Origin of the sequence: Marivita sp. S6314 (assembly GCF_023015985.1) — a bacterium.
Taxonomy (GTDB): domain Bacteria; phylum Pseudomonadota; class Alphaproteobacteria; order Rhodobacterales; family Rhodobacteraceae; genus Marivita.
This window is the reverse complement of record NZ_JALKAO010000001.1, coordinates 697,414-723,889: the sequence shown is the minus strand read 5'-3', so window position 1 is coordinate 723,889 and position 26,476 is coordinate 697,414. Positions and strand designations below refer to the sequence as shown.

19 protein-coding genes and 2 riboswitches are annotated in these 26,476 nt (G+C 62.7%); of the genes, 9 read left to right on the top strand and 10 right to left on the bottom strand.

Annotation, left to right across the window (positions count from 1 at the left end):
* Positions 1-99 precede the first annotated feature (99 nt).
* Positions 100-996 carry a sulfotransferase domain-containing protein gene (locus MWU54_RS03575; RefSeq protein ID WP_247080820.1) on the top strand — a complete coding sequence of 299 codons (897 nt, stop codon included), beginning with the start codon at positions 100-102 and terminating at the stop codon, positions 994-996.
* Positions 997-1,174: 178 nt separating this feature from the next.
* Here the strand turns inward: MWU54_RS03575 and MWU54_RS03570 are convergent, their stop codons facing one another.
* Positions 1,175-4,618 (bottom strand): pyruvate carboxylase, encoded by a 3,444-nt coding sequence (locus MWU54_RS03570; protein ID WP_247080819.1) that lies wholly within the window; start codon positions 4,616-4,618, stop codon positions 1,175-1,177.
* A gap of 57 nt (positions 4,619-4,675) precedes the next feature.
* A complete protein-coding gene (locus MWU54_RS03565; protein ID WP_247080818.1) occupies positions 4,676-5,857 on the bottom strand; it encodes an alpha-hydroxy acid oxidase in 1,182 nt (393 codons plus the stop codon).
* Between the two features lie 142 nt (positions 5,858-5,999).
* On the opposite strand from MWU54_RS03565, the gene MWU54_RS03560 reads away from it, so the two are divergent.
* From MWU54_RS03560 to MWU54_RS03535, 6 genes are all read left to right on the top strand, one after another.
* Positions 6,000-8,369, top strand: coding sequence for a UvrD-helicase domain-containing protein (locus MWU54_RS03560; protein ID WP_247080816.1), 2,370 nt, complete (start codon positions 6,000-6,002; stop codon positions 8,367-8,369).
* 82 nt (positions 8,370-8,451) lie between these two features.
* A riboswitch (SAM riboswitch) is annotated at positions 8,452-8,528 on the top strand.
* Positions 8,529-8,584: 56 nt separating this feature from the next.
* Entirely contained in the window at positions 8,585-9,766 is a 1,182-nt protein-coding gene (metZ, locus tag MWU54_RS03555; protein ID WP_247080815.1) for an O-succinylhomoserine sulfhydrylase, read from the top strand.
* A gap of 117 nt (positions 9,767-9,883) precedes the next feature.
* Positions 9,884-10,981: a GTP cyclohydrolase FolE2 gene (folE2, locus tag MWU54_RS03550; RefSeq protein ID WP_247080814.1), complete on the top strand. Its 1,098-nt coding sequence runs from the start codon at positions 9,884-9,886 to the stop codon at positions 10,979-10,981.
* Positions 10,982-11,075: 94 nt separating this feature from the next.
* On the top strand, positions 11,076-12,245 hold the full coding sequence (locus MWU54_RS03545) for a benzoate/H(+) symporter BenE family transporter (protein WP_348647596.1): 1,170 nt from the start codon (positions 11,076-11,078) through the stop codon (positions 12,243-12,245).
* A gap of 58 nt (positions 12,246-12,303) precedes the next feature.
* Positions 12,304-13,755 (top strand): TrkH family potassium uptake protein, encoded by a 1,452-nt coding sequence (locus tag MWU54_RS03540; RefSeq protein WP_247080812.1) that lies wholly within the window; start codon positions 12,304-12,306, stop codon positions 13,753-13,755.
* On the top strand, positions 13,755-15,350 hold the full coding sequence (locus MWU54_RS03535) for a 5-guanidino-2-oxopentanoate decarboxylase (protein WP_247080811.1): 1,596 nt from the start codon (positions 13,755-13,757) through the stop codon (positions 15,348-15,350). Before MWU54_RS03540 ends, MWU54_RS03535 begins: the two co-directional genes overlap by 1 nt.
* Before the next feature lie 349 nt (positions 15,351-15,699).
* On the opposite strand, the gene MWU54_RS03530 is transcribed toward MWU54_RS03535, so the two are convergent.
* Together MWU54_RS03530 and MWU54_RS03525 are read right to left on the bottom strand one after the other, a co-directional pair.
* Positions 15,700-18,888: a valine--tRNA ligase gene (locus MWU54_RS03530; protein ID WP_247080810.1), complete on the bottom strand. Its 3,189-nt coding sequence runs from the start codon at positions 18,886-18,888 to the stop codon at positions 15,700-15,702.
* A gap of 412 nt (positions 18,889-19,300) precedes the next feature.
* Positions 19,301-19,519 (bottom strand): DUF1127 domain-containing protein, encoded by a 219-nt coding sequence (locus MWU54_RS03525; RefSeq protein WP_247080807.1) that lies wholly within the window; start codon positions 19,517-19,519, stop codon positions 19,301-19,303.
* Between the two features lie 223 nt (positions 19,520-19,742).
* On the opposite strand from MWU54_RS03525, the gene MWU54_RS03520 reads away from it, so the two are divergent.
* Positions 19,743-20,810 carry an Mrp/NBP35 family ATP-binding protein gene (locus MWU54_RS03520; protein ID WP_247080806.1) on the top strand — a complete coding sequence of 356 codons (1,068 nt, stop codon included), beginning with the start codon at positions 19,743-19,745 and terminating at the stop codon, positions 20,808-20,810.
* An 8-nt stretch (positions 20,811-20,818) separates the two neighbouring features.
* Here MWU54_RS03520 and MWU54_RS03515 read toward each other — a convergent pair whose 3' ends face one another.
* The 6 genes from MWU54_RS03515 to MWU54_RS03490 form a co-directional block, all read right to left on the bottom strand.
* Entirely contained in the window at positions 20,819-21,811 is a 993-nt protein-coding gene (locus tag MWU54_RS03515) for a TonB family protein (RefSeq protein ID WP_247080805.1), read from the bottom strand.
* Positions 21,811-22,200, bottom strand: coding sequence for a biopolymer transporter ExbD (locus MWU54_RS03510; RefSeq protein WP_247080804.1), 390 nt, complete (start codon positions 22,198-22,200; stop codon positions 21,811-21,813). Before MWU54_RS03510 ends, MWU54_RS03515 begins: the two co-directional genes overlap by 1 nt.
* Positions 22,197-22,571 (bottom strand): biopolymer transporter ExbD, encoded by a 375-nt coding sequence (locus MWU54_RS03505; protein ID WP_247080803.1) that lies wholly within the window; start codon positions 22,569-22,571, stop codon positions 22,197-22,199. The genes MWU54_RS03510 and MWU54_RS03505 overlap by 4 nt, the downstream gene beginning before the upstream one ends.
* Entirely contained in the window at positions 22,564-23,193 is a 630-nt protein-coding gene (locus MWU54_RS03500; protein ID WP_247080802.1) for a MotA/TolQ/ExbB proton channel family protein, read from the bottom strand. The genes MWU54_RS03505 and MWU54_RS03500 overlap by 8 nt, the downstream gene beginning before the upstream one ends.
* Positions 23,194-23,263: 70 nt before the next feature.
* Positions 23,264-24,022: an ABC transporter ATP-binding protein gene (locus tag MWU54_RS03495; protein ID WP_247080801.1), complete on the bottom strand. Its 759-nt coding sequence runs from the start codon at positions 24,020-24,022 to the stop codon at positions 23,264-23,266.
* Positions 24,019-24,999 carry an iron ABC transporter permease gene (locus tag MWU54_RS03490; RefSeq protein ID WP_247080800.1) on the bottom strand — a complete coding sequence of 327 codons (981 nt, stop codon included), beginning with the start codon at positions 24,997-24,999 and terminating at the stop codon, positions 24,019-24,021. The genes MWU54_RS03495 and MWU54_RS03490 overlap by 4 nt, the downstream gene beginning before the upstream one ends.
* A gap of 103 nt (positions 25,000-25,102) precedes the next feature.
* Positions 25,103-25,285, bottom strand: a riboswitch (cobalamin riboswitch).
* Positions 25,286-25,965: 680 nt separating this feature from the next.
* On the opposite strand from MWU54_RS03490, the gene mraZ reads away from it, so the two are divergent.
* Positions 25,966-26,475, top strand: coding sequence for a division/cell wall cluster transcriptional repressor MraZ (gene mraZ / locus MWU54_RS03485; protein WP_247080799.1), 510 nt, complete (start codon positions 25,966-25,968; stop codon positions 26,473-26,475).
* Position 26,476 lies beyond the last annotated feature (1 nt).

The following is a 26,476-nucleotide window of genomic DNA, read 5'->3' as shown; positions in this document are numbered from 1 at the left end:
GGCTGTCAATAGCGGTTGATCCAGACAGTAGGTCTGCGCTGCGCCCCTTGATTTTGGAAGATCCTTCGCCTTTCCTGACACAGGCGCAGGAGGCCCGGTATGACAGAGACACCCGACCGCAAGCTCTATCTTGGGCCGCTGACCGACAGCAGGCGGTGGGACAGGGTCAGCATCCGTCCCGATGATGTGATCGCGGTGACCCCGCCAAAAAGCGGCACGACATGGATGCAAACCATCGTCGCGTTGCTGTTTTCCGGCGATCCGGATGTTGAAACGAACCTGTCGGTCAAGATGCCCTGGGTCGATATCCGCGTGCGCGAAATGTCCGAGGTGGCCGAACGTCTTGACGCGATGACCCATCGGCGCTGCCTGAAAAGCCACACACCGCTGGACGGGCTGCCGCTTGACGATCAGGCACAGTATATCTGCGTGTTCCGCCATCCGCTGGATGCGCATTTTTCATGCCGCACACATATGCAGAACATCCCGATGCCGTGGTTTGGACTGTGGTATCCGGAGGATGATGCGGACGGCGTCACCTTCCGGCGGTTTCTGGATGGCGGTCCCGAGGGTTTCGACGGCGATGCCCTGCCGCTTGCGCATATCCTGCGGCATTACAAATGCGCGCTGTCGCGTGCCGGCCGATCCAACGTGTCGATGTTTCACTACGCAGATATGATCCGTGATTTGCCCGGAACCTTTGCCCGGGTGGCCCGCCTTCTGAACATCACGCATTCTGATGCGGTTATGGAGCAGCTGATCCAGTCAGCCAGCTTTGATCACATGCGCACCCATGCCGATCGGTATGCCCCGGCAGGTGGTACGGGATTCATGAAATCCGACACTGATTTTTTCCACAGCGGAACCTGCGGAAAGTGGATTGGCAAGCTGAGCGATAGTGAACTGGCGGCCTATGACGCGGTGATGCAGTCCTGCCTGACGCCAGAGGATCGGGCATGGCTGGAATACGGATCGACGGGGCAGGAAGACGGCTGAGCCGGTGTCGGGTGTGTCGTCATGTCCAGAGCAAGGGGCGTGTCCAGACACCTAGCCACTGACCGAATGCCTGCGGTGTCGGAACCCCGGATTTCTGACCGGTTTAGTCACCGGCGGACATGGTCGCCTGAACGAGTCGGCGAGTGACGGACAAGAAGCCGTCACCCGCGTTTGTCGCTTATTCCAACTCGACCAACAGATCCTTCGCGTCGATCTGCGCGGCGGGGGTCACATGCACTGCCTTCACAACTGCATCGCGCTCGGCATGCAGGCCGGTTTCCATCTTCATCGCCTCGATGGTCAGCAGCAGATCGCCTTCCTTGATCTTCTGGCCGGGCTGGACCGCGATGGATGCGACCACGCCGGGCATCGGCGCGCCGATATGGTTGGCGTTGCCCGCTTCGGCCTTGGGACGTGCCATGGTCGTCGCCTTGATCTTGCGGTTGGGCACGCGGATCGTGCGTGGCTGGCCGTTGAGCTCAAAAAACACGCGGACTTCGCCGTCATCGTTGGTTTCGCCCACCGCCTGCAGACGGATTTCCAATGTCTTGCCGGGGTCGATCTCTGGGCTGATCTCTTCGCCCGGCTGCATGCCATAGAAGAACGTCTTGGTCGGCAAGGTGCGCACGGGGCCGTAGGTGCGGTGGCGGCCCATGTAATCCAGGAACACCTTGGGATACATCAGGTACCCGTTCAGATCCTCGTCATCGACCGCTTTGCCCTCAAGCTCTTTGACCAGCGTGCTGCGCGTCTCTTCGATATCAACCGGCGCGGCGTGTTTGCCGGGGCGGTCGGTGAAGGCTTTTTCACCTTTGAGGATCTTTTTCTGGATCGCTTTCGGCCAGCCGCCGGAGGGCTGTCCGAGGCTGCCCTTCATCATGTCGACCACCGAGTCGGGGAAGGACACCTCGACATCCGGGTTTTCGACATCCGCGCGGGTCAGGCCCTGTGACACCATCATCAGCGCCATGTCGCCCACCACCTTGGAGGAGGGCGTGACCTTTACAATGTCACCGAACATCTGGTTCACATCGGCATAGGTCTGCGCAACCTCGTGCCAGCGTTCCTCAAGCCCCAGACTGCGGGCCTGCGCCTTGAGGTTGGTGAACTGGCCGCCGGGCATTTCGTGCAGGTAGACCTCTGATGCGGGGGCTTGCTGACCGGTTTCAAACGCCGCGTACTGCCCGCGCACCGCTTCCCAGTAATTTGAAATCTCGCGGATGGCGGACATGTCCAGACCGGTGGCGCGGTCGGTGTGGCGCAGGGCCTCGACCACCGATCCCAACGTGGGCTGCGATGTGTTGCCAGACAGCGCGTCCATCGCGGCATCCACCGCATCCACACCCGCCTCGGCAGCGGCCATGATCGACGCAATCGCAGCACCCGATGTGTCATGTGTGTGGAAGTGGACGGGCAGGCCGACCTCTTCTTTCAGCGCTTTGACCAGCGCCGTGGCGGCGGCGGGTTTCATCAAACCGGCCATGTCCTTGAGGCCCAGGACGTGCGACCCGGCCGCTTTCAGGTCCTGACCCATCTGGACATAGTATTTCAGGTTGTACTTGGACCGATCCGGGTCATTCAGATCGCCCGTATAGCAAATCGTGCCTTCCAACACGCGTCCCGTGTCCAGCACCGCATCCATCGCGACACGCATGTTTTCGACCCAGTTCAGGCTGTCGAACACGCGGAACACGTCCACACCGGTTTCCGCCGCCTGACGCACAAAGAACTGCACCACGTTGTCCGGGTAGTTGGTGTAGCCAACGCCGTTCGCGCCGCGCAGCAGCATCTGGGTCATGATGTTCGGCATCCGCGCGCGCAAGTCGCGGAGGCGTTGCCACGGGCATTCCTGCAGGAACCGGTAGGCCACATCAAAGGTCGCACCGCCCCAGCATTCGACGCTGAAGAGCTGCGGCAGGTTGGCGGCATAGGCAGGCGCGACATGGATCATGTCAATCGACCGCATGCGTGTGGCGAGCAGGGACTGATGCCCGTCGCGCATGGTGGTGTCGGTGATCAGCACGCCCTTTTGCGCCAGCATCCAGTCGGCGACGGCCTGCGGGCCTTTTTCGTCCAGCAAGGTCTTGGTGCCCGCGGCGGGCACATCGGCCCTGGCTTTCGGGGGGCGCGCGGGTTTCAAATCCTCGGCAGGCTTGGGCCGTCCGGCAACCTCGGGATGCCCGTTCACGGTGATATCCGCGATGTAGGTCAGCACCTTGGTCGCCCGGTCGCGGCGCTTGCGGAACTGGAACAGCTCGGGCGTCTGGTCGATGAACTTGGTGTGGTACTGGTTGTTCAGGAAGGTCGGGTGCTTGAGCAGGTTTTCCACAAAGGCGATGTTGGTGGACACACCCCGGATGCGAAATTCGCGCAGGGCGCGGTCCATCCGCGAAATCGCCTTTTCCGGCGTCTGCGCCCAGGTGGTCACCTTTTCCAGCAGCGAATCGTAGTACCGCGTGATTACCGCACCTGAATAGGCCGTGCCCCCGTCCAGACGCACGCCATTGCCGGTCGCCACCCGGTAGGCCGTGATGCGGCCATAATCGGGGATGAAGTTGTTCTGCGGGTCTTCGGTGGTGATCCGCGTTTGCAACGCATGACCGTTCAGGCGGATGTCGTATTGCGACGCCTTGCCTGTGGCCTCGGCCAGCGATTTACCCTCGGCGATCATGATTTGCGCCTGCACGATGTCGATCCCGGTCACTTCCTCGGTGACGGTGTGTTCAACCTGCACGCGGGGGTTCACTTCGATGAAGTAAAAATTGCCGGTTTCCATATCCATCAGGAATTCAACCGTGCCCGCGCATTCGTAATTCACATGGGCACAGATCTTGCGACCCAATTCGCAGATCTCTTCACGCTGCGCCTCGGACAGGTACGGGGCAGGGGCGCGCTCCACCACCTTCTGGTTGCGGCGCTGGACCGAGCAGTCCCGTTCGTACAGGTGATAGATGGTGCCATGGCTGTCGCCCAGGATTTGCACTTCGACATGGCGCGCGCGGATGATCATCTTTTCCAGATAACCCTCGCCATTGCCAAACGCGGCTTCCGCTTCGCGACGGCCTTCAAGCACCTTTTCCTTAAGCTCATCGGGGCCATTGATCGGACGCATCCCACGTCCGCCACCGCCCCAGGACGCCTTGAGCATCAACGGATAGCCGATCTCTTCGGCCTCTTTGGCGATGGCCTTGAAATCGTCCCCCAGAACCTCGGTCGCCGGGATCACCGGGACACCGGCTTCAATCGCGACGCGCCGCGCGCTGGCCTTGTCACCCAGGGCGCGCATGGTTTCGGCCTTGGGCCCGATAAAGGTGATCCCGTTTTCCGCGCAGGCATCCACCAGTTCCGGATTCTCTGACAAAAGCCCGTATCCCGGATGCACCGCGTCCGCGCCCGATTCCTTGGCCACACGGATGATCTCGTCGATGCTCAGATAGGCGGCCACCGGCCCAAGGCCTTCGCCGATCCGATACGCCTCGTCCGCCTTGAACCTGTGCAGGCCCAGTTTGTCCTCTTCGGCATAGACCGCAACCGTTGCTTTCCCCATTTCATTGGCGGCGCGCATGATGCGGATGGCGATTTCACCGCGGTTGGCGACAAGGATCTTTTTGAATTCGGGCATGTGGCTGTCCTGACCTTAGGGATAGTGACGGCTGGATAGTAAGGTTTCGTTACATTCTCAATGGGTAGTACTGGGTATGGCGACCTGTGTCGCGCCGGACTGCAGCGCCCGACCCCTCAGATCGACAGGGCGCACCGCGCCCAGTTGCCCCAGATTCGCGGCCATATCCTTGCGTAATATATCGACCAGATGCGCCGGTCCGTCGGTGTCCAACGCCCCCAGCGCATAATGCCACGCCCGTCCCAACATGACGAAATCCGCCCCCAGCGCGATGGCGCGCAACACGTCCAGCCCACCTTCGATCCCGCTGTCCAGAATCAGCGGCAGTGTCGTGGCGGCGCGCATCTCGGATAGGGTTTCGATCGGCGCGGGCGCGGCATCAAACTGGCGTCCCGCGTGGTTGGACATCCAGATCGCATCAACACCGGCCCGTTCCAGCCGTGGCGCATCGTTCGGGTTCAGCACACCTTTGACAAAAAACGCGCCGTCCCAGGCATCGCGCAGCCAATCGACATAGGCCCAATCCGGCGAGGTGCGCAGCAGGTACCCGGCGTGTTGCGTGGAACTCAGCCCGGTCACTTTGCCAGCGTAATCATCAATCAGGCGCATCCGCGGCATGCCAAGCCGCGCCGTGCCCATCGCCCAGGTGGGTCGCATCGCCACCTGCGCTGCCAAGCGCGGGGTCAGTTTGGGCGGTGTCGTCAGACCCGAACGCACCTGCCGTTCGCGGCGCGACGGCACCGGCACATCAACCGTCAGCACGAGCGTTGAAAACCCGGCGTCCTTGGCCCGCTTGAGCATGTCCGTCCGGATGCCTTCGTCGCGCGGCGGGTACATCTGGAACCAGCCATTGCCGTCCAGATGCGGCGCGACCTCTTCCGGGGTGCGGGTTGCCACGGTTGAGATGCAGTACGGCATGTTGGCCGCCGTTGCCGCGCGCGCCAGCTTGCGCTCTGCATCCGGCCAGATCAGGCCGGACATGCCCACGGGGCTGATCCCGACCGGCAGATCATAGCTCTGGCCGCACAGGGCTGTGGTCAGGTCCACCTCCAGTTCACCATGCAGGATCGACGGCGCAAACAACACCTGGTCGAGCGCTGTCCGATTGCGCCGCAATGTGGCTTCGGTGCCGGTGGCAGAATCAAGGTATTCCCAGACAAATTTTGGAATACGCCGCTTTGCGCGGGCTTTGAGATCGCTCAGGGCAGGGTATCGGGCATGCAGATCCATGCCGCGCATTTGGGGCCAGGCCGCGGGGATTGTCCAGCGTCGGAGTTTTCGAAAACTCCGACCCTTTCCGTCAACGGAAAGGCCCCTGTGGATATGTGAACATTATCAGAACATCTTTATCTCTTGGCGCGGCAACGCTATCTTGCCCGGCATGAGCAGTTTTGATGAAATGGAGGCGTTCGAGCACGCCTCACTCTCGGCCCGCGCGATGTCCGCGCGGCCGCAGCCCTATCTGGATGATCTCAACCCGGCCCAGCGTCAGGCGGTCGAGACGCTGGATGGACCCGTGCTGATGCTTGCCGGTGCGGGCACCGGAAAGACAAAGGCGCTGACCACCCGGATTGTGCATTTGCTGAACACCGGACGGGCACGCCCGAACGAGATTCTGGCGGTGACCTTTACCAACAAGGCCGCGCGCGAGATGAAAGAGCGCGTCGCGCGGCTGTTGGGTCAGACCGTCGAAGGCATGCCCTGGCTCGGCACCTTTCATTCGATCTGTGTCAAGCTTCTGCGCCGTCATGCCGAATTGGTGGGGTTGAAATCCAATTTCACGATTCTCGACACAGACGATCAGCTGCGGCTTTTGAAGCAACTGGTGCAGGCGGCGGGCATTGACGACAAACGCTGGCCCGCGCGGCAACTGGCCGGGATCATTGACGGATGGAAAAACCGCGCGATCACCCCCGGCAGAGTGCCTGCGGCGGATGCCGGGGCGTATAATCATCAGGGTCCGAAACTCTATGCGCAGTATCAGGCGCGCCTGAAAGAACTGAACGCGGTGGATTTCGGCGATCTGCTGCTGCACGTGGTCGAGATTTTCCAGACCCATCCGGACGTGCTGGACCAATATCAGCGTTGGTTCCGCTACATTCTGGTGGATGAATACCAGGATACGAACGTGGCCCAGTACCTGTGGCTGCGGCTGCTGGCGGGCGGGCACAAGAACATCTGCTGCGTTGGTGATGATGACCAGTCGATCTATGGCTGGCGCGGCGCCGAAGTGGGCAACATCCTGCGGTTCGAACAGGATTTCGAAGGCGCGCACGTGGTGCGGCTGGAACAGAATTACCGGTCCACGCCGCATATCCTTGCGGCGGCCAGTTCGGTGATCCGGGGCAATTCTTCCCGTCTGGGCAAGGAATTGTGGACTGACAAGAACGACGGCGAAAAGGTCCGGCTGATCGGCCATTGGGATGGCGAGGAAGAGGCTCGCTGGATCGGGGAAGAGGTCGAAGCCATGCAGCGCGGCACGCGGGGAATGGCACCGGTGTCGCTGGATGATATGGCGATCCTCGTGCGGGCGTCGCACCAGATGCGCGCGTTCGAGGACCGGTTCCTGACCATTGGTCTGCCCTACCGCGTCATCGGTGGTCCGCGGTTTTACGAACGGATGGAGATCCGCGATGCCATGGCCTATTTCCGGGTGGTTGTGTCCCCCGACGATGACCTTGCGTTTGAACGCATCGTCAACACGCCCAAACGCGGTCTGGGCGACAAGGCACAGCAAACCATCCAGACGGTGGCGCGCGCCAATGGCGTGCCTTTGGTCGAAGGCGCGCGGCTTGCGGTTGAACAGGGGCTGATCAAGGGCAAAGGCGGCACACAGCTGGCGCAGCTGGTGGCGGATCTGGCGCGATGGGGCCGGATGGCGGGGGATACGGACGTGACGCATCCCGAACTGGCGGGCATCGTGCTGGACGAAAGCGGCTACACGGGCATGTGGCAGAACGACAAAACGCCCGAAGCGCCGGGGCGACTTGAAAACCTCAAGGAACTGGTCAAGGCGTTGGAAGAGTTCGAAAACCTTCAGGGGTTCCTCGAACATGTCAGCCTGATCATGGACAATGACAAGGGCGGCGACGGAGAGAAAGTGTCGATCATGACGCTGCACGCCGCCAAGGGTTTGGAATTTCCCGCCGTGTTTCTGCCGGGCTGGGAAGACGGGTTGTTCCCGTCGCAGCGCAGCATGGACGAATCCGGTGTCAAAGGGCTCGAAGAGGAGCGGCGGCTGGCCTATGTCGGCATCACCCGCGCCGAGGAAATCTGCACGATTTCCTTTGCCGCCAACCGCCGTGTGTTTGGCCAGTGGCAATCGGCCCTGCCATCGCGGTTTATCGACGAACTGGACGAAACCCATGTCGAGGTGCTGACACCCCCCGGGCTGTATGGCGGCGGGTACGGTGCGGCTGGCATGGCGTCTCCGGCGGTGCAGACGATGGCGGGGTCGGACCTGCACGAAAAAGCGGCAAGCGCCAATGTCTACAATTCGCCGGGCTGGAAACGCCTGCAGGCCCGGTCAGCCGAACGCCCGATCAGCCAGCCCTCCGAGGCGCGCAACACCGTGATCGACGCCACCGCCATTTCGGCCTATGCGCTGGGCGAACGGGTGTTTCACCAGAAATTCGGCTATGGCGCGGTGACCGGGATCGAGGGCGACAAGCTGGAGATCGAATTTGAAAAAGCCGGTCTGAAAAAGGTCGTCGCGCGGTTTATCTGCGCTGCAGATGATGTGCCCTTCTGACGGGGCCGGACGCGTCGACGCGTCCGGATGTTTCCGTTAACGGAAACAACGCGCGAGTTGACCGATCTCTAAAATCGTCTTAAGGCACCCATGTGGCGATTTGTTACCGGATTGCGGGCCACGTTAAACATGCTGCTAAAAGGCCCGACGAAAGCCCCTTTCGCCTTGGCCGAACGGGGTTTTTTTGTTGGGCTGTGGCCCGGAAAGATGACGATATGAAACATAGAAAACCGCGCACCCGGCTGGTGCATGGCGGCACCAAACGCAGCCAGTGGAACGAAGTGTCAGAGGCGATTTTCCTGACGCAGGGCTTTGTCTATGACAGCGCCGAACAGGCCGAACAGCGGTTCATCAAATCGGGTCCGGACGAATATATCTACGCGCGTTACGGCAACCCGACCGTGGCGATGTTCGAAGAGCGGATCGCGCTTTTGGAAGGGGCCGAGGATGCTTTTGCCACCGCCAGCGGTATGGCGGCGGTCAACGGCGCGCTGATGTCCGTGCTCAAGGCGGGGGATCATCTTGTCTCTGCGCGCGCGCTGTTCGGGTCTTGTCTTTACATTGTTGAAGACATCCTGCCGCGCTTTGGCGTCGAAGTGACGCTGGTGGATGGCGCGGATCTGGACCAATGGCGCGCCGCGATCCGGCCCGACACCAAGGCGGTGTTTTTTGAATCGATGTCGAACCCGACGCTGGAACTCGTTGATATCGAATCGGTTTCTGAAATCGCCCATGCGCAGGGCGCGCTGGTGATCGTGGACAACGTGTTTTCCACCCCGGTGTTTTCAGACGCGCTTGGGCAGGGGGCGGATGTCGTGATCTACTCTTCGACCAAGCACATTGACGGGCAGGGCCGCACGTTGGGGGGCGTGATCCTTGGCACGACCGATCACATCCGCAAGACGGTCGAACCCTATATGAAGCACACCGGCGGTTCCATGTCGCCCTTCACGGCCTGGGTTCAGGTCAAGGGGCTGGAAACGCTTGATCTGCGGGTGCGGGCACAGGCGCATTCCGCTCAGGCCATCGCCGAGGCGCTGGACGGGCACGCGGCGCTGAAGCAGGTGATTTATCCCGGACTTGCGTCGCATCCGCAGGCAGCGCTGGCAGAGCGGCAGCTGGGGTCGGGCGGCACCATGCTGGCAATTGAACTGGCAGGCGGCAAGGAAGCGGCGTTCCGGTTCCTGAATGCGCTTGAGATCATCGTGATTTCCAACAATCTCGGGGACGCGAAAAGCATCGTCACCCATCCTGCAACCACCACCCATCAACGGCTGAGCGAAGAGCAGCGTGCGACGCTGGGAATCACCGATGGTCTGGTGCGGTTGTCGGTCGGGATCGAAGATTGCGAAGACCTGATCGAGGATCTCCTGTCGGCGCTGGATGACGCAAACTAGACGCGATGCTCCGTTTCGGCGAATAGCGGGCGATCGCTATCGTCTATGTCTAAGGTAGAAAAACCTGTGCCTGTTCTCTATGTTAGAGAGGTGACCAACGGGCGGGGGGCCCTGCACATGAACGTTCATACACCCAAGATCGACCAAACGCCGAGCCGCGAAGAGGCGGAAAACGCGCTTGCGCTGCTGCGTCAGTGGGTCGGCACGTCGAAAGACGCCGAGATCGACGCGGTGGACCCCGCGCTGCGGCGTCTGGTGACGGGAACGGACACGGCTTACCCGGTTCTGGCGCGCGACTATCCAGAGGATTTCGCCGTCAGCCCCGCCTATAAAGACACGTTGCCGGACCTGCAGAACGGTCCATCGGCGCTGATCCGGGGCGCAAATCGCGGCATCCAGCATGTTGGCATCTCCAATTTCCGCCTGCCGATCAACTATCACACGCGCGACAATGGCGATCTGACGCTGGAGACCAGCGTGACCGGCACCGTCAGCCTCGAGGCCGACAAAAAAGGCATCAACATGAGCCGCATCATGCGGTCATTCTATCTTCACGCCGGCAAAACCTTCAGCTTTGGCGTGATCGAAGCGGCGCTGGATGATTACAAAAGCGATCTGGAGTCCTTTGACGCGCGCATCAACATGCGGCTGTCTTTCCCGATGAAGGTGAACAGCCTGCGGTCGGGGCTGTCCGGCTACCAGTATTACGACATCGCGTTGGAACTGGTGGACACGGACGGTGTGCGCCGCAGCATCATGCATCTGGACTATGTCTACAGCTCGACCTGCCCCTGTTCGCTGGAATTGTCCGAACATGCCCGCCGCGAACGTGGCCAGTTGGCGACACCGCATTCGCAGCGCTCGGTCGCGCGGATCTCGGTCGAGGTCAAGGACGGCAAATGCCTGTGGTTCGAAGACCTGATCGACATGTGCCGCCGTGCCGTGCCCACCGAAACGCAGGTGATGGTCAAGCGCGAAGACGAACAGGCCTTTGCAGAACTGAACGCGGCCAATCCGATTTTTGTCGAAGATGCCGCGCGGCTGTTTGCCGAACAGCTTCAGGCAGACCCGTTGATCGGGGATTACCGGGTTCTGGCCAGCCATCAGGAAAGCCTGCACAGCCACGATGCCGTGTCGGTGCTGACCGAAGGCGATCTGTTTGCGTCCGAAAGCATTGATCCGAAACTGTTTTCGACGCTGTTCCACGTCGGATAAGCCCACCAGGACAGAGGCTGCTGCACTTGCCCTTGGCGATGCGTCGGCCTACCAAGGCCCGGTTGTTCTGACGTGAAAGCCGTGCCGGTCCATCGTGGCGTATTCCATTCCTCCCTTGCAAACCGTGTCCACCGGCTTTGTCGCGGCCATCGTGGGGTTTTTCAGCTCGTTTCCGATTGTCTTGCAGGGGCTGACCTCGGTTGGGGCGTCTGCGGGTCAGGCGGCATCCGGATTGCTGTTTGCCGCGCTTGCCATGGGCTTGGCCGGGATACTTTTGTCTTTGTGGAAGAAAGACCCGATCAGCGTGGCCTGGTCGACGCCGGGTGTGGCGCTGCTGGCGGTGACGCCCGCCACGGCAGGCGGTTTCAACGAAGCGGTGTTCGGGTTCCTCGTGGCTGCGGCGCTGACCATCCTGGCGGGTCTGTGGCGGCCCCTTAATCGGCTGATCACACGCATTCCCGGCCCGTTGGCGCAGGCGATGCTGGCCGGTGTTCTGATCCCGCTTTGTCTGGTGCCGTTTCAGGCGCTGGCAGCGGCCCCAATGGTGGCGGTTCCGGTTGTCCTGACATGGTTTGTCGTGGGGCTGGTCAACCGCCTCTACGCCGTCCCGGCTGCTGTGGTGGTGGCGCTGGCGCTTGTGGGTTGGTCAACCGGGTTTGCCATACCGATGCCTGACCACATCCTGACCCGCCCGGTGCTTGTCATGCCAGAGGCGGGTGTTGCCGGTGTGCTGACCATCGGCATTCCGTTGTTCATTGTGACGATGGCGACCCAGAACATCCCCGGCATTGCCGTCTTGCGCAGCTTTGGCTACACGCCGCCCCCCGGACCGCTGCTCACAACGGTGGGCGTGGCAAGCGGCGTCAGTGCGGTGTTCGGCTCTGCCGCGATCTGCCTTGCAGCCATCACAGCGGCCTTGTGCGCCAACCCGGACTCGCATCCCGACCCTAGACAACGGTACTGGTCCGCGGTCACCACCGGGGTATTCTACTGCCTGTTCGGCCTGTTTGCCGCGGTGATCACCGCGGTCGCCGCCGCCGCGCCGCCATTGCTCTTGGGCACATTGGCAGGGGTGGCCCTGATCGGCGTGTTCACCAGTTCGGCCACGTCGGCGCTCGCCGATGAAACCTATCGCGAAGCCGCCGCCGTGACCTTTTTGACCACCGCCTCCGGCATGGCCGTTTTCGGACTGAGCGCGGCGGTCTGGGGATTGGTGCTGGGCGGCATCGTGCATCTTCTGAAATCCAGACTGCGCCGCGCGTGACACACCACGCCGCGCATGTGCTTGACACCCCGCAGATCCAAGGCCAACGCTAGCGCTTATGTTCGACATCCGTCCCGTTGCATATGTGATTGGCCTGCTGGTGACCGTGCTCGGGGCAACGATGTTGCTGCCGTTGCTCGTGGATCTGGCCGAGGGGCGCGGCGAATGGCCGGTCTTCCTGCAAAGCGCTGTTTTGACGATGTTTTCCGGTGGTCTCATCGCGTTGGCCTGCGCCAACGGGGTGCGCGAGGGTCTGTCGATCCAGCAGACCTTTTTGCTCACCACCGGGGTGTGGGTGGCTTTGCCGATCTTCGGGGCCATCCCGTTTGTGCTGGGCGCGACAGAGGCCCGGTTCGTCGACGCGTTTTTCGAAGCCATGTCGGGGCTGACCACCACCGGATCAACGGTGTTTTCCGGGTTGGAAGAGCTGCCCAAAGGCCTGCTGCTGTGGCGCGGATTGCTACAATGGCTGGGCGGCATCGGTATCATCGTTGTGGCGATGGTGTTCCTGCCCGAACTACGGGTCGGGGGTATGCAGATCTTTCGCACCGAAAGCTTTGACACCATGGGCAAAATCCTGCCCCGCGCGACCGAGATTTCGGCCTCGATCTCCAGCATCTATGTCGGGCTGACGCTGGCCTGTGCCACCTCTTACCTGATTGCCGGAATGGGGGTCTTTGACGCCACCGTGCATGCCATGACCACCGTCGCCACCGGTGGGTTCGCCAATTACGACGCGTCGTTCGGCGCGTTTGGCCCGGCCACCGAATATGTCGCTACCGTGTTCATGCTGCTCGCCGCGCTGCCCTTTGTGCGCTACGTGCAGCTGACCACGGGCCACAGTATCAAACCGCTGCTGCGCGACAGCCAGATCCGGGTGTTCCTGGCCACGGTGTTTGTGCTGGTGCTGCTGTTGCTGCTCTGGCGAATGCTTGTGATGGGCGCAAATGACGAAGAGGCCGTCCGCAAGACCCTGTTCAACGTCGTGTCGATCATCACCGGCACCGGCTACGCCTCGCAGGATTACGGGCTTTGGGGGCCAATGGCGGTGGCGACGTTCTTCTTTATCGGCCTGATCGGCGGCTGTGCGGGCTCGACCGCCTGTTCGATCAAGATCTTCCGCTATCAGCTTCTGTTCGCGTCGATCTGGGTGCAGCTGCGCAAGGTGCGGTCGCCGCATGGCGTGTTCATGCCGCGCTACGAAGGCCGCCCGGTGAGTGACGAAGTCCTCAACTCGGTGATTTCGTTCTTCGTGTTCTTCGTCGTGACCCTTGGCGCCTTGTCCGTGGCCTTGGGCATGACCGGGCTGGACCTGACAACCTCGGTTTCGGGGGCGGCGGCTGCGCTGGCCAATATCGGCCCCGGTCTGGGGGATGAAATTGGCCCGGCGGGCAATTTCGCGGGCCTGAACGACACCGCCAAATGGATGCTGTCCATCGGGATGCTGCTGGGCCGGCTCGAACTTCTGGCGGTTTACGCCATCTTCACCGTGACTTTCTGGAGAGCCTGATGACCAAACAACCGCTTGGGGCGCAAATTTCGCACATGTTGAAGGACCGGGGCGTCGACACGATCTTCGGCATTCCCGGTGTGCACAATGTCGAGCTGTATCGCGGGATCGAACAGGCCGGGATCACCCATGTTCTGGCGCGCCACGAACAGGGGGCGGGGTTCATGGCCGATGGCTATGCCCGCGCATCGGGCAAGCCGGGCGTGGCCTATGTGATCAGCGGGCCGGGTCTGACCAATATCCTGACGCCGCTGGGGCAGGCCTATTCCGACAGCGTGCCGGTGCTGGCGATCTCGTCCTGTCTGGACGAAACCTCGGCCCTGCGGGGACAATTGCACCAGATGCGCGATCAGCGCGCGGCGGCGGACGCGGTCTGTGCCTGGTCGGAAGAGGCCCGCGACGCGGCCTCGGCCTATGCGCTGATCGACCGTGCGCTGAACGAATTTGCAAGCACCCGCGCCCGTCCGGTTCACATGCAGGTGCCCATCCAGACGCTGGGCGCATTGGCGGATCCGGCACCACAGCCACTCAAACGGCGCCCCACCTATCCGGCCGCACGCCACGATGATGTCTATGCGGCGGTTGCCGCCGTGCTTGCAGCGCGCAAACCGCTCATCGTGTTTGGTGGCGGGGCGCGGGGGGCGGCGGATGTGATCCCGGATCTGTTGCGGCAAACCGGGGCGGCGTCGATGGTCACCTATGCCGGACGGGGTCTGGTGCCGGGCGACGCGCCGCTCTACTTCGGAAGCGCGCTGGCCCGCCCGGACTGCGCCAAGATCGCCGCCGAAGCGGATCTTGTGATTGTCGTTGGATCCGCCTTGTCGGATGTCGATCTGTGGCGGCCCACGCTGGGGCACACCGCGCCGATGATCCGGGTGGATATCGACCCCGCCTGCTTTGACAGATTGTCGCCGCAGGATACGGCGATCCTTGCGGACGCGGGCGAATTTCTGCGCGCGATGACCATCGCCATCCCGGCCCGGACCGAAGACCAGCCCGCGAAATGGGACGCGGCACAGGTCGCCCGGCAACGCGCCGCGTGGCGGGCAGAGATCGACGCCGAACGGCCCGGTCTCCTGCCGGTCTGCGACGCGCTGAAAGCGGTCCTGCCGGATGACACGATGATCTATTCCGACATGACGCAGTTTGCCTATGCCGCCAAGGAGGTGTGGGACATGCCCAGACCGGGGCACTGGCATCATCCGTTCGGGTTTGGCACGCTGGGATACGCGATGCCCGCGGCCATCGGCGGCGCGGTGGCCCGACCGGGTTTGCCGACGCTGGCCATCGCCGGGGATTACGGGCTGCAATACACGCTTCAGGAACTGGGTACGGCGGTCGAACTGGGCCTGTCCCTGCCGATCCTTGTCTGGGACAACGGCAAGCTGGGCGAGATCGAGGACAGCATGGTCCGCAGCCAGATCGCGCCCAACGCGGTTGTCGCGCGCAACCCCGATTTCCTGGCTCTGGCGAACGCCTATGGCGCATTGGCCGTGCAGCCAGACACGCTGGAGGCGATGCAGGACGCGGTTCTGCAGGCGTTTGACGCCCCGGTCCCAACGGTCATCCGGGTCACACCCGACATCACGGGCTGATCGCAAGACCTTTCGAAAGGCCTTGGCCAAGGGGTTTCGAAACCCCTTACACGCAACGCTCGGGCGACTGAGAGAGTGTTAACCTTGTGCCGCGCAGAGTGCCCCCACGATGCGCATCGAGCGGGAAGGGTCACTCCCATGCCGCGACAGACCAGACTTTGCCCGTGGCGTGAGGCGATCACGCTGACTGACAAAGGCCAGTAGTGCAGTCACGGGGGCAACCCCGGCACATATGCAAAGGCGGTCGACCCTCGGGGCGGCGCCGCTTCTTTCCAAAAGCGTTGGGGCACGACCCCAACACCGACACACCCCGCCGGGCAACGCCCCGCGCGGGGCGTTGGTGCGTGGTTCAGGCCAGTTCTGCCAGACGCGCCACCGCGTCTTTCAGCTTGGCTTCTTCGGCTTCGCGGGCGGCCAGATTGGCGCGGGTTTCGGCGACCACCTCGTCCGGGGCGCTGTCGACGAATTTCGGGTTGCCCAAACGCCCCTTCAACCCGCCGATTTCCTTGGCCAGCTTTTGCAACGATTTCTCCAACCGGTCCTTTTCCGCGCTGACATCGATGATGTCGGCCAGGGGCATGCCAAAGGTTGCCCCAACCGCCGGAACCGTGGCGCAGCCTTTCGGGAAGCTCTCGACCTCGGTCAAGGCTTCGATCCGGGCAAGGCGTTTGATCAACACCTCGTTGCGCTCCCACGCGGAACGGGCGGCGGCGTCCATGTCCTTGACAACCAGCGGCAGGTACAGCCCCACCGGCACGTGCATCTGCTGCCGCGCCGATCGGATGCCTTCGATCAGGCTGATCACCCAGTTCATCTCGCGGTCGGCCTCGGCGTCGATCAGATCGTCGCCATAGCTGGGCCAATCCGCATGGATCAACATCTTGGACCGGTCGCCCGTCACCCCCCAGAGTTCTTCGGTGATAAACGGCATAATCGGGTGCAGTAGGATCAGGCACTGGTCGATGACCCAGCCCATGACGGCCTGCGTTTCCGCCCGTTCTGGCGCTTTCTCATCCAGCAGGGGCTTGGCGAATTCGACATACCAGTCGCAAACCTTGCCCCAGACAAAGCGGTAGAGCGCCGCCGCCGCATCATCGAACCGGTAGGCGTCAAGCGCCGCATCCACCTCGGCCCGCACGCGGGCGGTCTCCCCGATGATCCAGGTGTTCACGGTGGCGGTGGCACGCGGAATGTCGGCGCTTGGCGTGCGGTTTTCGAACACGCCGTTCATTTCCGCAAAGCGCGTGGCATTCCACAGCTTGGTGCCAAAGTTCCGATACCCCGCGATCCGCTGCATATCGAGTTTCAGCACGCCGCCTAATGAGGCCATCGCCGCATTGGTGAACCGCAGCGCATCTGCGCCGTATTCGTCGATGATCTCAAGCGGATCGACCACGTTGCCGAGCGACTTGGACATCTTCTTGCCCTTGGCGTCGCGCACGAGGCCATGCAGATAGACGTCCTTGAACGGGATCTCATCAACCACGGCCAGTTGCATCATCATCATGCGGGCAACCCAGAAGAACAAGATGTCCTGCCCGGTGACAAGAACCGAGGTCGGAAAGTACCTGCCCAGTTCCGGCGTCTGCTCGGGCCAGCCCAGCGTGCCGATGGGCCAGAGACCGGACGAGAACCACGTGTCCAGCACGTCGGGATCGCGCCAGACGGGATAGACCAGTTTCGTCGGATCCTGATTATGCGCTTCATACTGCGCAAGACTTGCCGCAAGCGCATGCGCCGCCGCCGCGCGGTCTTCGACCTCAATTACGCGGGCATGGTTCAGTGGCGTTGGCAGCCCTGACAACACGTCTGCAAACTGCGCCTGAACGTCCTCAAACGCCGCCGCCGCGTGATGCCGTTCATTGCCTTTCAGCAGGCTTTGCGAGTCCAGCAACCGGGCCATTTCGACCAGATCAAGCGCGCCGTCGCCCTCGTCATCGCGGAATCCTTCGCGGGCCAGATCGAACCCGTACCACACCGGGATCTGATGCCCCCACCACAGCTGACGCGAGATGCACCACGGCTCGATGTTCTCAAGCCAGTGGTAATACACCTTCTCCCCCGATTCCGGCACAATGGTCACGTCGCCATTGCGCACCGCATCAAGGGCCGGGCCAACGATCTTTTCCGCGTCCACGAACCATTGGTCGGTCAGCATCGGTTCGATGACCACCTTGGAGCGGTCGCCAAAGGGCTGCATGATCGGCTTGGCCTCGACCAGCGGCACCATGTCGGGTGCCGGGCTGACGCCCGGCCTACTTTCGTCTTCGTCGTCCTGCGTAGGCCGGGCTTCTGCCCGGCTCTTGCCCAACCGCGGATCATCGGCGGAGGTCATCACCGCCAGACCATCGGCCGTGATCTCGTCCACCACAGCCTTGCGGGCCTCGAACCGGTCCAGCCCGCGCAGGTGATCGGGCACGAGGTTGAGCATATCGGTCTCCGCCTCACCCAACGTCCGTTCACCGCGCGCCACGGCACCGGCAACCTCGGCCGCTTCGGTATAGGGCGCACCGTCGTCGCGCATTTGGCCCTTTGTGGCCATCAGGCGGTACATGGGAATGCCGCCGCGCTTGGCGACCTGGTAGTCGTTGAAGTCATGCGCGCCGGTGATCTTTACGGCGCCCGAGCCGAAATCAGGGTCGGGGTACTCATCCGTGATGATCGGGATCAGGCGGCGGTGCTCTTTCGGGCCCACCGGGATCTCACACAGCTGACCGACGATCGGCGCATAGCGTTCATCCGACGGATGCACGGCCACCGCACCGTCGCCCAGCATCGTTTCAGGGCGGGTTGTGGCGATAGAGATATAGTCGCGCTCTTCCTCAAGCGTGACATTGCCGTCCTGGTCTTTCTCGACATAGGTATAGGTGGCTCCCCCCGCGAGCGGGTATTTGAAGTGCCACATATGGCCCGCAACCTCGACATTCTCGACCTCAAGATCGGAAATCGCGGTTTCGAAATGCGGGTCCCAGTTCACGAGCCGTTTGCCGCGATAGATCAGACCCTTGTTGTACATCTCAACAAAGACCTTGATCACCGCGTCGTGAAAATTCGGTGCGCCTTTGCCCGCGTCCGGATCTCCCGCAGCACCCCCCATGGTGAACGCCTCGCGCGACCAGTCGCAAGACGCGCCCAGACGCTTCAACTGACCAATAATTGTCCCGCGCGATTTGACCTTTTGCTGCCAGACGCGATCCAGAAACGCCTCGCGGCCCATTTCTGCCCGCGACGGCTCACCATTGGCGGCCATTTCGCGTTCGGTCACCATTTGGGTGGCGATCCCGGCGTGGTCGGTGCCCGGCTGCCAGAGCGTGTCGAACCCGCGCATCCGGTGCCAGCGCACCAGAATATCCTGCAACGTGTTGTTGAACGCATGGCCCATGTGCAGCGACCCGGTCACGTTCGGCGGCGGGATCATCACGCAGAACGTGTCGTCGCGCGACGCGTTTGCGCCCGCCTTGAACGTGCCGCTGTCCTCCCAGGCCTTGTAAAGCCGGGCTTCGGCCTCTGCCGCGTCGAATTTTTTGTCCATCGCCATGGGTCAGGTTCCGCTTTTGTGCCGCAACAGGCGGCCACAGGTGTTCTGTTGCGCCTCATCTAGCGAATGGGCGGGCAAAGGAAAACCCAAAGGGGCGGGGAAAGTGCAAGGCCATTCGAATGGCCTTGGGCACGGGATTTCGAAATCCCGTCCGCCTGTGCCGTTCAAAGCGGGTCCCAGAAAACAAAAAACGGTGATGCCAAGGGAGGAGAGGCATCACCGTTCCAGTTCACGACACCCAGGGAGGAGGAGAAGGTGTCGATCTCGATTGGGTCAATGACCCGGAAAAAGGTGACGGTGACACCAGGGAGGAGGAGAGATGTCACCGTCATATACGGAGCGCCCAGGGAGGAGGAGAGGGCGTCCGATCCGTAGAGCAGGCTGCGCGTGTGGCAGCAGACCTGCGTAAGCCTTAGGCTTTGTACGCCGCCTGGTAGGCGATGCGCTTGAGCATGGAGCGGTTCAGACCCAGGTCATCCAGCTCGCGCGGGCCAAGCGTGCGCAGTTCGTTAAGCGTGTTGCGGTAGACCTTCCGACGCGCCAGCGCGGCGCGGAAGTCTGTGATATAAGCCGAAAGCTGTTCAGACAGGCTTTGCGGTGCGATCGATGTGATGTTGCTCTGGTATGCCATGTGTGTCTCTGTCTCGAATATCGTCTGCGTTTCGTTGAGCCAAAGATAGGCAAATGCTGCAACTGCACAATATCCATTTGCTTCAATGCCGCTATGCAGCAATTGCATAGGCTAAATGGTGGAAATTTCAGCAATCCTTCTAAGAGGTGGGTAATTTGCGGGCGGACGGTTGCAGGACCGCGTGTCGAGTGCCACTTGCAGACGACAGCCAAGGAGAACGCGCATGCGTATAACAGTTGAGGACATCCGCTCGGCATTGGCGCGTGTGGCGCTTCCGGACGGTGAAAACCTGATATCGGCAGATCTTGTGCGGGCGGTACAGGTCGAAGGCGGGCAGGTGCGTTTCGTGATCGAAGCGCCGTCGCCCGAGATCGCCCGCCTGATGGAGCCGGTGCGCAAGGCCGCCGAAGCGGTGGTGTCCGAATTGCCCGGTGTCGCGCAGGTCACTGTTGCGCTGACCGCCCATAGCGACGGCAAGGCCCCTCCGAAAGGGCTGAAGATCGGCGGACACCCGAAACCGCAGGCGGGATCCATGAAACCGTCCGGTGTTGACCGCATTCTGGCGATTGGCTCTGGCAAGGGCGGGGTCGGGAAATCGACTGTCTCGTCCAATCTCGCGGTGGCACTGGCACGGGCCGGGCGGCGCGTGGGGTTGCTGGATGCAGATATCTATGGCCCCAGCCAGCCGCGCATGATGGGGGTGTCGCAAAAACCGGCCAGCCCGGATGGCAAGACCATTGAACCCCTGACCGCGCATGGGGTGACGGTGATGTCCATCGGCCTGATGCTGCCCGAGGACAAGGCCGTGGTCTGGCGCGGTCCGATGCTCATGGGGGCGCTGCAACAGATGTTGTCGCAAGTGGCCTGGGGCACGCTGGATGTTCTGATCGTGGATCTGCCACCGGGCACCGGCGACGTGGCCATGACATTGTGTCAGAAGGCACAGGTGTCGGGTGCCATCGTGGTTTCCACCCCGCAGGATGTGGCGCTGCTGGATGCGCGCAAGGCGCTTGATATGTTCGACACACTGAAAACACCGGTTCTTGGGCTGATCGAGAACATGGCCGTGTTCACCTGTCCCCATTGTGGCGGCGAAAGCCATGTGTTCGGGGCCGGCGGCGTGGCGGAAGAGGCCGAAAAACGCGGCATTCCGTTGCTGGCGCAGTTGCCGCTTGATCTGGACACGCGGCTTGCCGGAGATGGCGGTGCGCCAATCGCCAGCAGTTCGGGCAAGATGTCAGACGCTTATGCCGCGCTGGCCGACCGCCTGATCGGCGGCGGCATGGCGTAACGCCTGGCCTATCGCTTGAACGAGAGCGGCAGGTTGAACCGGTAGCTGGCGGCGGTCAGTCCCTTGGGCGCGCGCGGCAGACGTGCGCGCTTGACCGCCGCGAGGGCCGCCTTGTCCAACCGGCGGTCCCCCGACGATTGCACAACCGACACCCCCACAACCCGTCCCGCCGGGCTGACACTGATCTGAAGTTTGACGGTGCCACGGGCGCGTGTGCCGTTGGGATAGCGCTGCGCGCGGGCGACGGAGGACCGGATTTTTGCGCCCCAGCTGGCCTGAGCCTGCGCCAGTTGCGCTTTTGACGGACCGGCTGCGGCCGGGGCTTTTGTCTTGGGTGCTACTGCCGAGCTGGACGACTGGCCTGATCCGCGCGCGGTTTGCGCCGGGCGTGCAGCAGACGGTGCAGGTTTGGCTTTTGCGGGGGCCGCCCTGCGAACGGTCCGGGCTTCGGGCCGAAGCGACGCCGTGGGGGCATACGCGCCGCGCGGCGGGGCGGTGTCCACTGTTGGCAGGGCATCGCTTGCCGCATTGGGCACTGCGGCGTCCGGCCGGTGTCTCATGGGGCGTTCGGTCTGCGTTGTGCGCGGCAGGGCTGCCGGTAACGGCAGAGCCGGGGCTTCGAACTGGCCCAGGTCGGTTTGCGCCAACGGAACAGGCGGGGCCGGGAGCCGGGTATCCAGATCGGGGGGCATCGGGGCAAGGGCCGCGTGGGCCAGTGTTTCTGGCGCGGGTGGTGTGAGGACCGCCCTTTCGGCTGTGGGCCTTGGTGCCTCTGGTGCCGGTTGCGGCGGCTGCATCACCGGGGCGGTGCTGGTCTCGGGCGGGCGATCCCACGCGTCGACCATCGCCGCAAGGGTGGGGGATGCCGCTGTCAGGGACAAATCGGCGGTCCCGCCTTCACCACCGCCACTGCCGCCGGTCTGCGGGGGGGCCAGCGTCAGCGCTGCGACATGCAGGGCACCGGACAGGGTCAGAAACAGGGCGACTTCGACAACCCGCATCAGCCGCCCTCTGTCACAAGGTCAATCGCGGTTGCCCCGAGCGCCGTCAGACTGGCAAGCGTGCGGGCCAGCGTTGCGGCGTCGAGCTGCGCATCGGCCAGAACGCGCAGGGGGGATTGCTCTGAGGCAGCGACAGCCGCCGCCAGGGCGGCATCGCCGCGCGCATCGGCAAAGGCCATCGTGCCGTCAGCACCCAGATAGAGCGTGTCGCGGGCGGCATCGTCTTCGCCACCGGCGGTGGGCAGGGTGATGTCAAACGGCGCGGGCGGCACGATCTGGGCGGTCATCAGGAAGAAGATCAGCAGCAGAAAGACAACATTGATCATCGGCACAACCGGTTCGCGGCTGGTCCGGCGCGGGCGGCGCATCCGTGTCAGCCCTGCCTTCATTCCAGCACCACCAGATTGGTCCATCCGGCCGCGCGCAATTGGCTCATCACGTCAAGCAGACGTTGCACCGACGCGCTGTCGGCGGGTCTGAGCACGATCACCGCATCGTCGGAAGGCATCAATTCCGCCAATGCGGCGACGGCGTCCGGCGTGTCGATCCCGTTTACGCGCAACGCGTCGGGCGACACCGTCAGCAGGCGCGGCGGGCCTTCGTAACCGGAGGGTCCGCCAGCCGACAGCGTGATCGGAATGGCGTCGGTTGCCCCGAATCGGGCGGCCAGCATGAAAAAGACCAGCAACAGGAACACCACGTCGATCATCGGGGTCAGCCCGATGCGACGGCGTTTTACGCTGCGGCGCAGATCAAGCATCGGTCCTTGCTCCGGGTTTTGAAAACACGCGCGTGGCCAGATCATCGAAGTCATGCGCAAGGCGGTCATTCACGCTGTCAAACCAGCTAAGCGCCATGGAGGCGGGAATCGCCACGGCCATGCCCGCCGCCGTGGTCAGCAATGCCTGCCAGATGCCTCCCGCAAGTGCCGCCGGATCGGCGCGCGCGCCGCTGTCCTGCAGGGCCTGAAACGCCTCGATCATCCCCAGAACGGTGCCCAGCAGGCCGACAAGCGGTGCGATGGTGGCGATCAGGTCAAGCGCGCGCAATCCGGTGCCGGCCTCCAGCAACGCGCCACGCGCCACGCGGGAGGTTTCTTCGCGGGCATCGTCCGGTGACATGGCCTGCTGTGCCGCCATTGCGGATTTGACCACCCGCGCGCGCAGGCCGGTTCTGCTCTGCAGACCTTGCTGTGCAGTGTCGCGATGGCCGCTTTGCCATAGGGTCACGGCGGTTTCCGTGGCCTCGCGCCGCCACGCGCCAAGGCGGGACAGGCTCCAGAGTTTCCACAGGATCAGGCCCAGGGTGACGATGCTTAATCCGGCAATGACCCAAAGCGCCGGGCCGCCACGGTTCAGAAAGTCGACTGTGTTGGTCATCATAGGGGGATGTCCTTGTCAGCGGTGGCGCGAGGCGCGGTGGGCCGCGATGGCAATCTATCGGACAGGCGCGTCATCTGAGCACACCCAGCGGTTCAACAAGCGGTCCGGACGAGGTGAGCACGATATCGGCGCGCAGGTGAAAGACCTCGGCCAGCATGTCTTTTGTCAGGACTTGGTCGGTTGGGCCGTCCGCCGCGATGCGGCCCTGGCTGATCACGACAAGGCGTGTGCAGTAGCGTGCAGCGAGCGACAGATCATGCAGCGACGTAAAGATCGCCCGGCCTTCGCGGGCGAGGCCCTGGAATACGTCGAGCGTGGCGATCTGGGCGGCGGGATCAAGCCCGGCAATCGGTTCATCCGCCAGAAGCAGCGGCGTGTCCTGTGCCAAAGAACGCGCGATCAGCACGCGCGCCTGTTCGCCGCCGGACAGCTGCGTTGCGATGCGGTCGCGGAAATTGGTCAGCCCCATGCGCGACAGGGCGGCGTTTACCGCGTCTTCATCTTCGCGCGCTAAAGATGCGCCACGGGCAAGATAGGGAAGGCGACCCAATGCGACGACACGTTCAACAGACATAGGCCACGCGATTTCGCGTTTTTGCGGCAGCCACGCGGCCTCGGCGGCCCGGTCTTTGGCGGGCAGTTGGGCAAGGTTGCTCTGTCCTTCATGCGGCAGTAGGCCAAGCGCACCGCGCAGGAGCGAGGTTTTGCCAGCGCCGTTGGGGCCGATCAGGCCAACGCATTCGCCGTCTTTGATTGTCAGGGTGGCGTTATCGACGACAGGGCATTCACCGCGCCGGACGGTCAGGTTTTTGAGCGACAGGAGGGTCACGCGATTTCCCTCCGGGTTTTGTAAATCAGGTGGAGGAACAAGGGTGCCCCGATCAGGGCCATGACAACGCCAAGTTTCAGATCGCGGTCCGGCAGGATCAGGCGTGTGGCAAGGTCGGCGGCAAGAACCATCGCCGCCCCGCCAAGGGCAGAGGCCCAGAGCAGGGTCGAGGGCTGACCATGGGCAAAGCGGCGCAGGATGTGGGGCACAACAAGCCCCACAAAGCCAACCGCACCGGCAACCGCCGTGGCGGCCCCCACAGCGGCAGCGGTGCCGAACAGTAGTTGCAGACGCAGGGTGCTGAGCGAGATGCCCATCGCCTCGGCCGCGTCTTCGCCCAGCGTCAGCGCATCAAGGCCCCGGCCCAATGTGGCCAGCGCCAGCCACCCCAGCGCCATGATCGGAAGCGCCAGCCAGACATGGGTCATTGCCCGGTCCGCGACGCTGCCCATCATCCAGAATACGATTTCGGACGCGGCATAGGGGTTGGGCGACAGGTTGAGCGTCAGCGAGGTGAGTGCTGCGGCAAAGGCCGACACCGCGATCCCCGCAAGGATCAGCGTCAGCGACGACCCGCGCGGCCCGGCCAAAAGCAGGATCAGGCCCACGGCCGCCCCGGCAAATACAAGGGCGGTGAGGGGAAGCGCCAGCAGAAAGGTCGCGGCAAACCCGGTTTGCAGCGCAATGACCGCACCAAGCGCCGCCGACCCGGACACGCCGATCAGCCCCGGTTCGGCCAGCGGGTTGCGCAGAAAGCCCTGCATCGCCGCCCCGGCCAGACCCAATGACGCGCCAACCATCGCCGCCAGCAGGGTGCGGGGCAGGCGGATGTCCTGCATCACTGTGACAAACAGGGGATCGCCCGCGCCGAACAGCGCGGCCATGCCGTCCCCAAGCGGGATCGCGGCATAGCCGACAAAGAGCGATGTCAGGAACATCCCCCCCGTCAAAACCATCAGAGCACCAAAGAGCCGCATCGCTCCTGTCTCCCGCGTGTGTGCCTGTCTGTCCCGGGCCATGCCAGGGACGGTGAACGCCACCACGCCGGAGAACCGTTACACCCCGCGCGCCCCGCGCGGATGTAGGGTGATCTGTCACGGCAGGTCTCCTGACTTGCGGGTCTTCACGTGGCTCGGGCCTTCCCGGTTTCCCAGTGGCATATGCCGAACACGTTCGCCGCTTACAGTTGCGGGGGCAGTCGTGGGTTTGCACCACGTTCCCTTTTCACCGGGTGTTGCCCGGACCATGACAAAATTGGCGTACAAGCGCATCGGTCACAATGCAAGGACCGCGATGGGACATCATGGGACGCGACCGGCGGGATCACGCGGTCATGGGAAATGATGGGACAGACTTCGGGAAGGCTGGGGCATCGAGTCGAATCAAGTGGAGATTCGGGGGTGTTTCGGGGTGACTCGGAGCGTTTTTTGCGTGTCTGGATGATGCTGCATAACAATGTTCTGCTTTTGTTTCTTGTGCTTTCGGGAAATTATGGGCCGTTCTGAGGTTGATCGCGGAGCACAAGATATTGTGGCTATTTGCAAGCGGGGTGGATCATCTGCCGTAAAAAGCGCCATTTTACCCACAAGATGCTGTGTTAAGGCCTTCTCTGAAACAAGGTTTAGTGACTTTTTCCCATAAAAAACTGTTGCGACCCATGCTTTCCCATGGCATCCCTAATGCACGAGATGAGAGCAGGAACAGCAAGCGAGGCACCAAGACCTCAACGCGGTATCCAAACAATAAAAAAATAGCAGGTTTCATACAGGCACCCGCTTTCATCAAACACAGAGATCCGGCGCGCGGGCGAGCAGACATCCCCCCAGGTGGCGCGCGCAGCTGGACTTCCCGGAGACGGGACTCGGACGGCGGGTTGATCAGTGGCAGCAGATCAACCCGCCGTTTCCGTTTCCGGATCCGATAACGAGAGGACCCGTAGGGCAGTGACCCGCAAGCTAAGGTTCAGAGGTGAAAGCCATCACAAGGTTGATGGCAAAGGTCGGGTGTCCATCCCGGCCTCGTTTCGCCGTGTGCTGGAAGCGGGGGATCCGAACTACACCGAGGGGCTGAACCCCGAACTGGTCATTGTCTACGGCGACAAGCGCCGCAAATATCTTGAATGTTATACAATGCAGGCCATCGAAGAGGTGGACGAAAAGATCGAGGCGCTCCCACGGGGATCGGTTGAGCGCAAGATGCTGCAACGCCTGTTCAATGGTCAGTCACACGCGACCAGCGTGGACGACACGGGGCGGCTCGTGTTGCCCGCCAAGCTGCGTCAGAAAATCGGCCTGTCGGCCGAGGCGTTCTTTATCGGGGCCGGGGACACCTTCCAGATCTGGGAACCCGAGACCTTTGAGGCCGAAGAGCAGGCCGCCACGGATGAGTGGCTGGACGACTTGCCAGACGATGTTGATCCGCTCATCTTCCTTGATGGGCCGTCAGGGGGCTAAA

Bases quoted from the DNA above. Each gene is read 5' to 3' on its own strand.
- MWU54_RS03520 (WP_247080806.1), top strand. From the start codon at position 19,743: ATGCGTATAACAGTTGAGGACATCCGCTCGGCATTGGCGCGTGTGGCG.
- MWU54_RS03500 (WP_247080802.1), bottom strand. From the start codon at position 23,193: ATGATGACCAACACAGTCGACTTTCTGAACCGTGGCGGCCCGGCGCTT.
- MWU54_RS03525 (WP_247080807.1), bottom strand. From the start codon at position 19,519: ATGGCATACCAGAGCAACATCACATCGATCGCACCGCAAAGCCTGTCT.
- MWU54_RS03565 (WP_247080818.1), bottom strand. From the start codon at position 5,857: ATGCGCGGCATGGATCTGCATGCCCGATACCCTGCCCTGAGCGATCTC.
- MWU54_RS03510 (WP_247080804.1), bottom strand. From the start codon at position 22,200: ATGAAGGCAGGGCTGACACGGATGCGCCGCCCGCGCCGGACCAGCCGC.
- MWU54_RS03535 (WP_247080811.1), top strand. From the start codon at position 13,755: ATGACCAAACAACCGCTTGGGGCGCAAATTTCGCACATGTTGAAGGAC.
- folE2 (WP_247080814.1), top strand. From the start codon at position 9,884: ATGAACGTTCATACACCCAAGATCGACCAAACGCCGAGCCGCGAAGAG.
- MWU54_RS03530 (WP_247080810.1), bottom strand. From the start codon at position 18,888: ATGGCGATGGACAAAAAATTCGACGCGGCAGAGGCCGAAGCCCGGCTT.
- MWU54_RS03570 (WP_247080819.1), bottom strand. From the start codon at position 4,618: ATGCCCGAATTCAAAAAGATCCTTGTCGCCAACCGCGGTGAAATCGCC.
- MWU54_RS03490 (WP_247080800.1), bottom strand. From the start codon at position 24,999: ATGCGGCTCTTTGGTGCTCTGATGGTTTTGACGGGGGGGATGTTCCTG.
- MWU54_RS03575 (WP_247080820.1), top strand. From the start codon at position 100: ATGACAGAGACACCCGACCGCAAGCTCTATCTTGGGCCGCTGACCGAC.
- MWU54_RS03540 (WP_247080812.1), top strand. From the start codon at position 12,304: ATGTTCGACATCCGTCCCGTTGCATATGTGATTGGCCTGCTGGTGACC.
- MWU54_RS03505 (WP_247080803.1), bottom strand. From the start codon at position 22,571: ATGCTTGATCTGCGCCGCAGCGTAAAACGCCGTCGCATCGGGCTGACC.
- metZ (WP_247080815.1), top strand. From the start codon at position 8,585: ATGAAACATAGAAAACCGCGCACCCGGCTGGTGCATGGCGGCACCAAA.
- MWU54_RS03560 (WP_247080816.1), top strand. From the start codon at position 6,000: ATGAGCAGTTTTGATGAAATGGAGGCGTTCGAGCACGCCTCACTCTCG.
- MWU54_RS03515 (WP_247080805.1), bottom strand. From the start codon at position 21,811: ATGCGGGTTGTCGAAGTCGCCCTGTTTCTGACCCTGTCCGGTGCCCTG.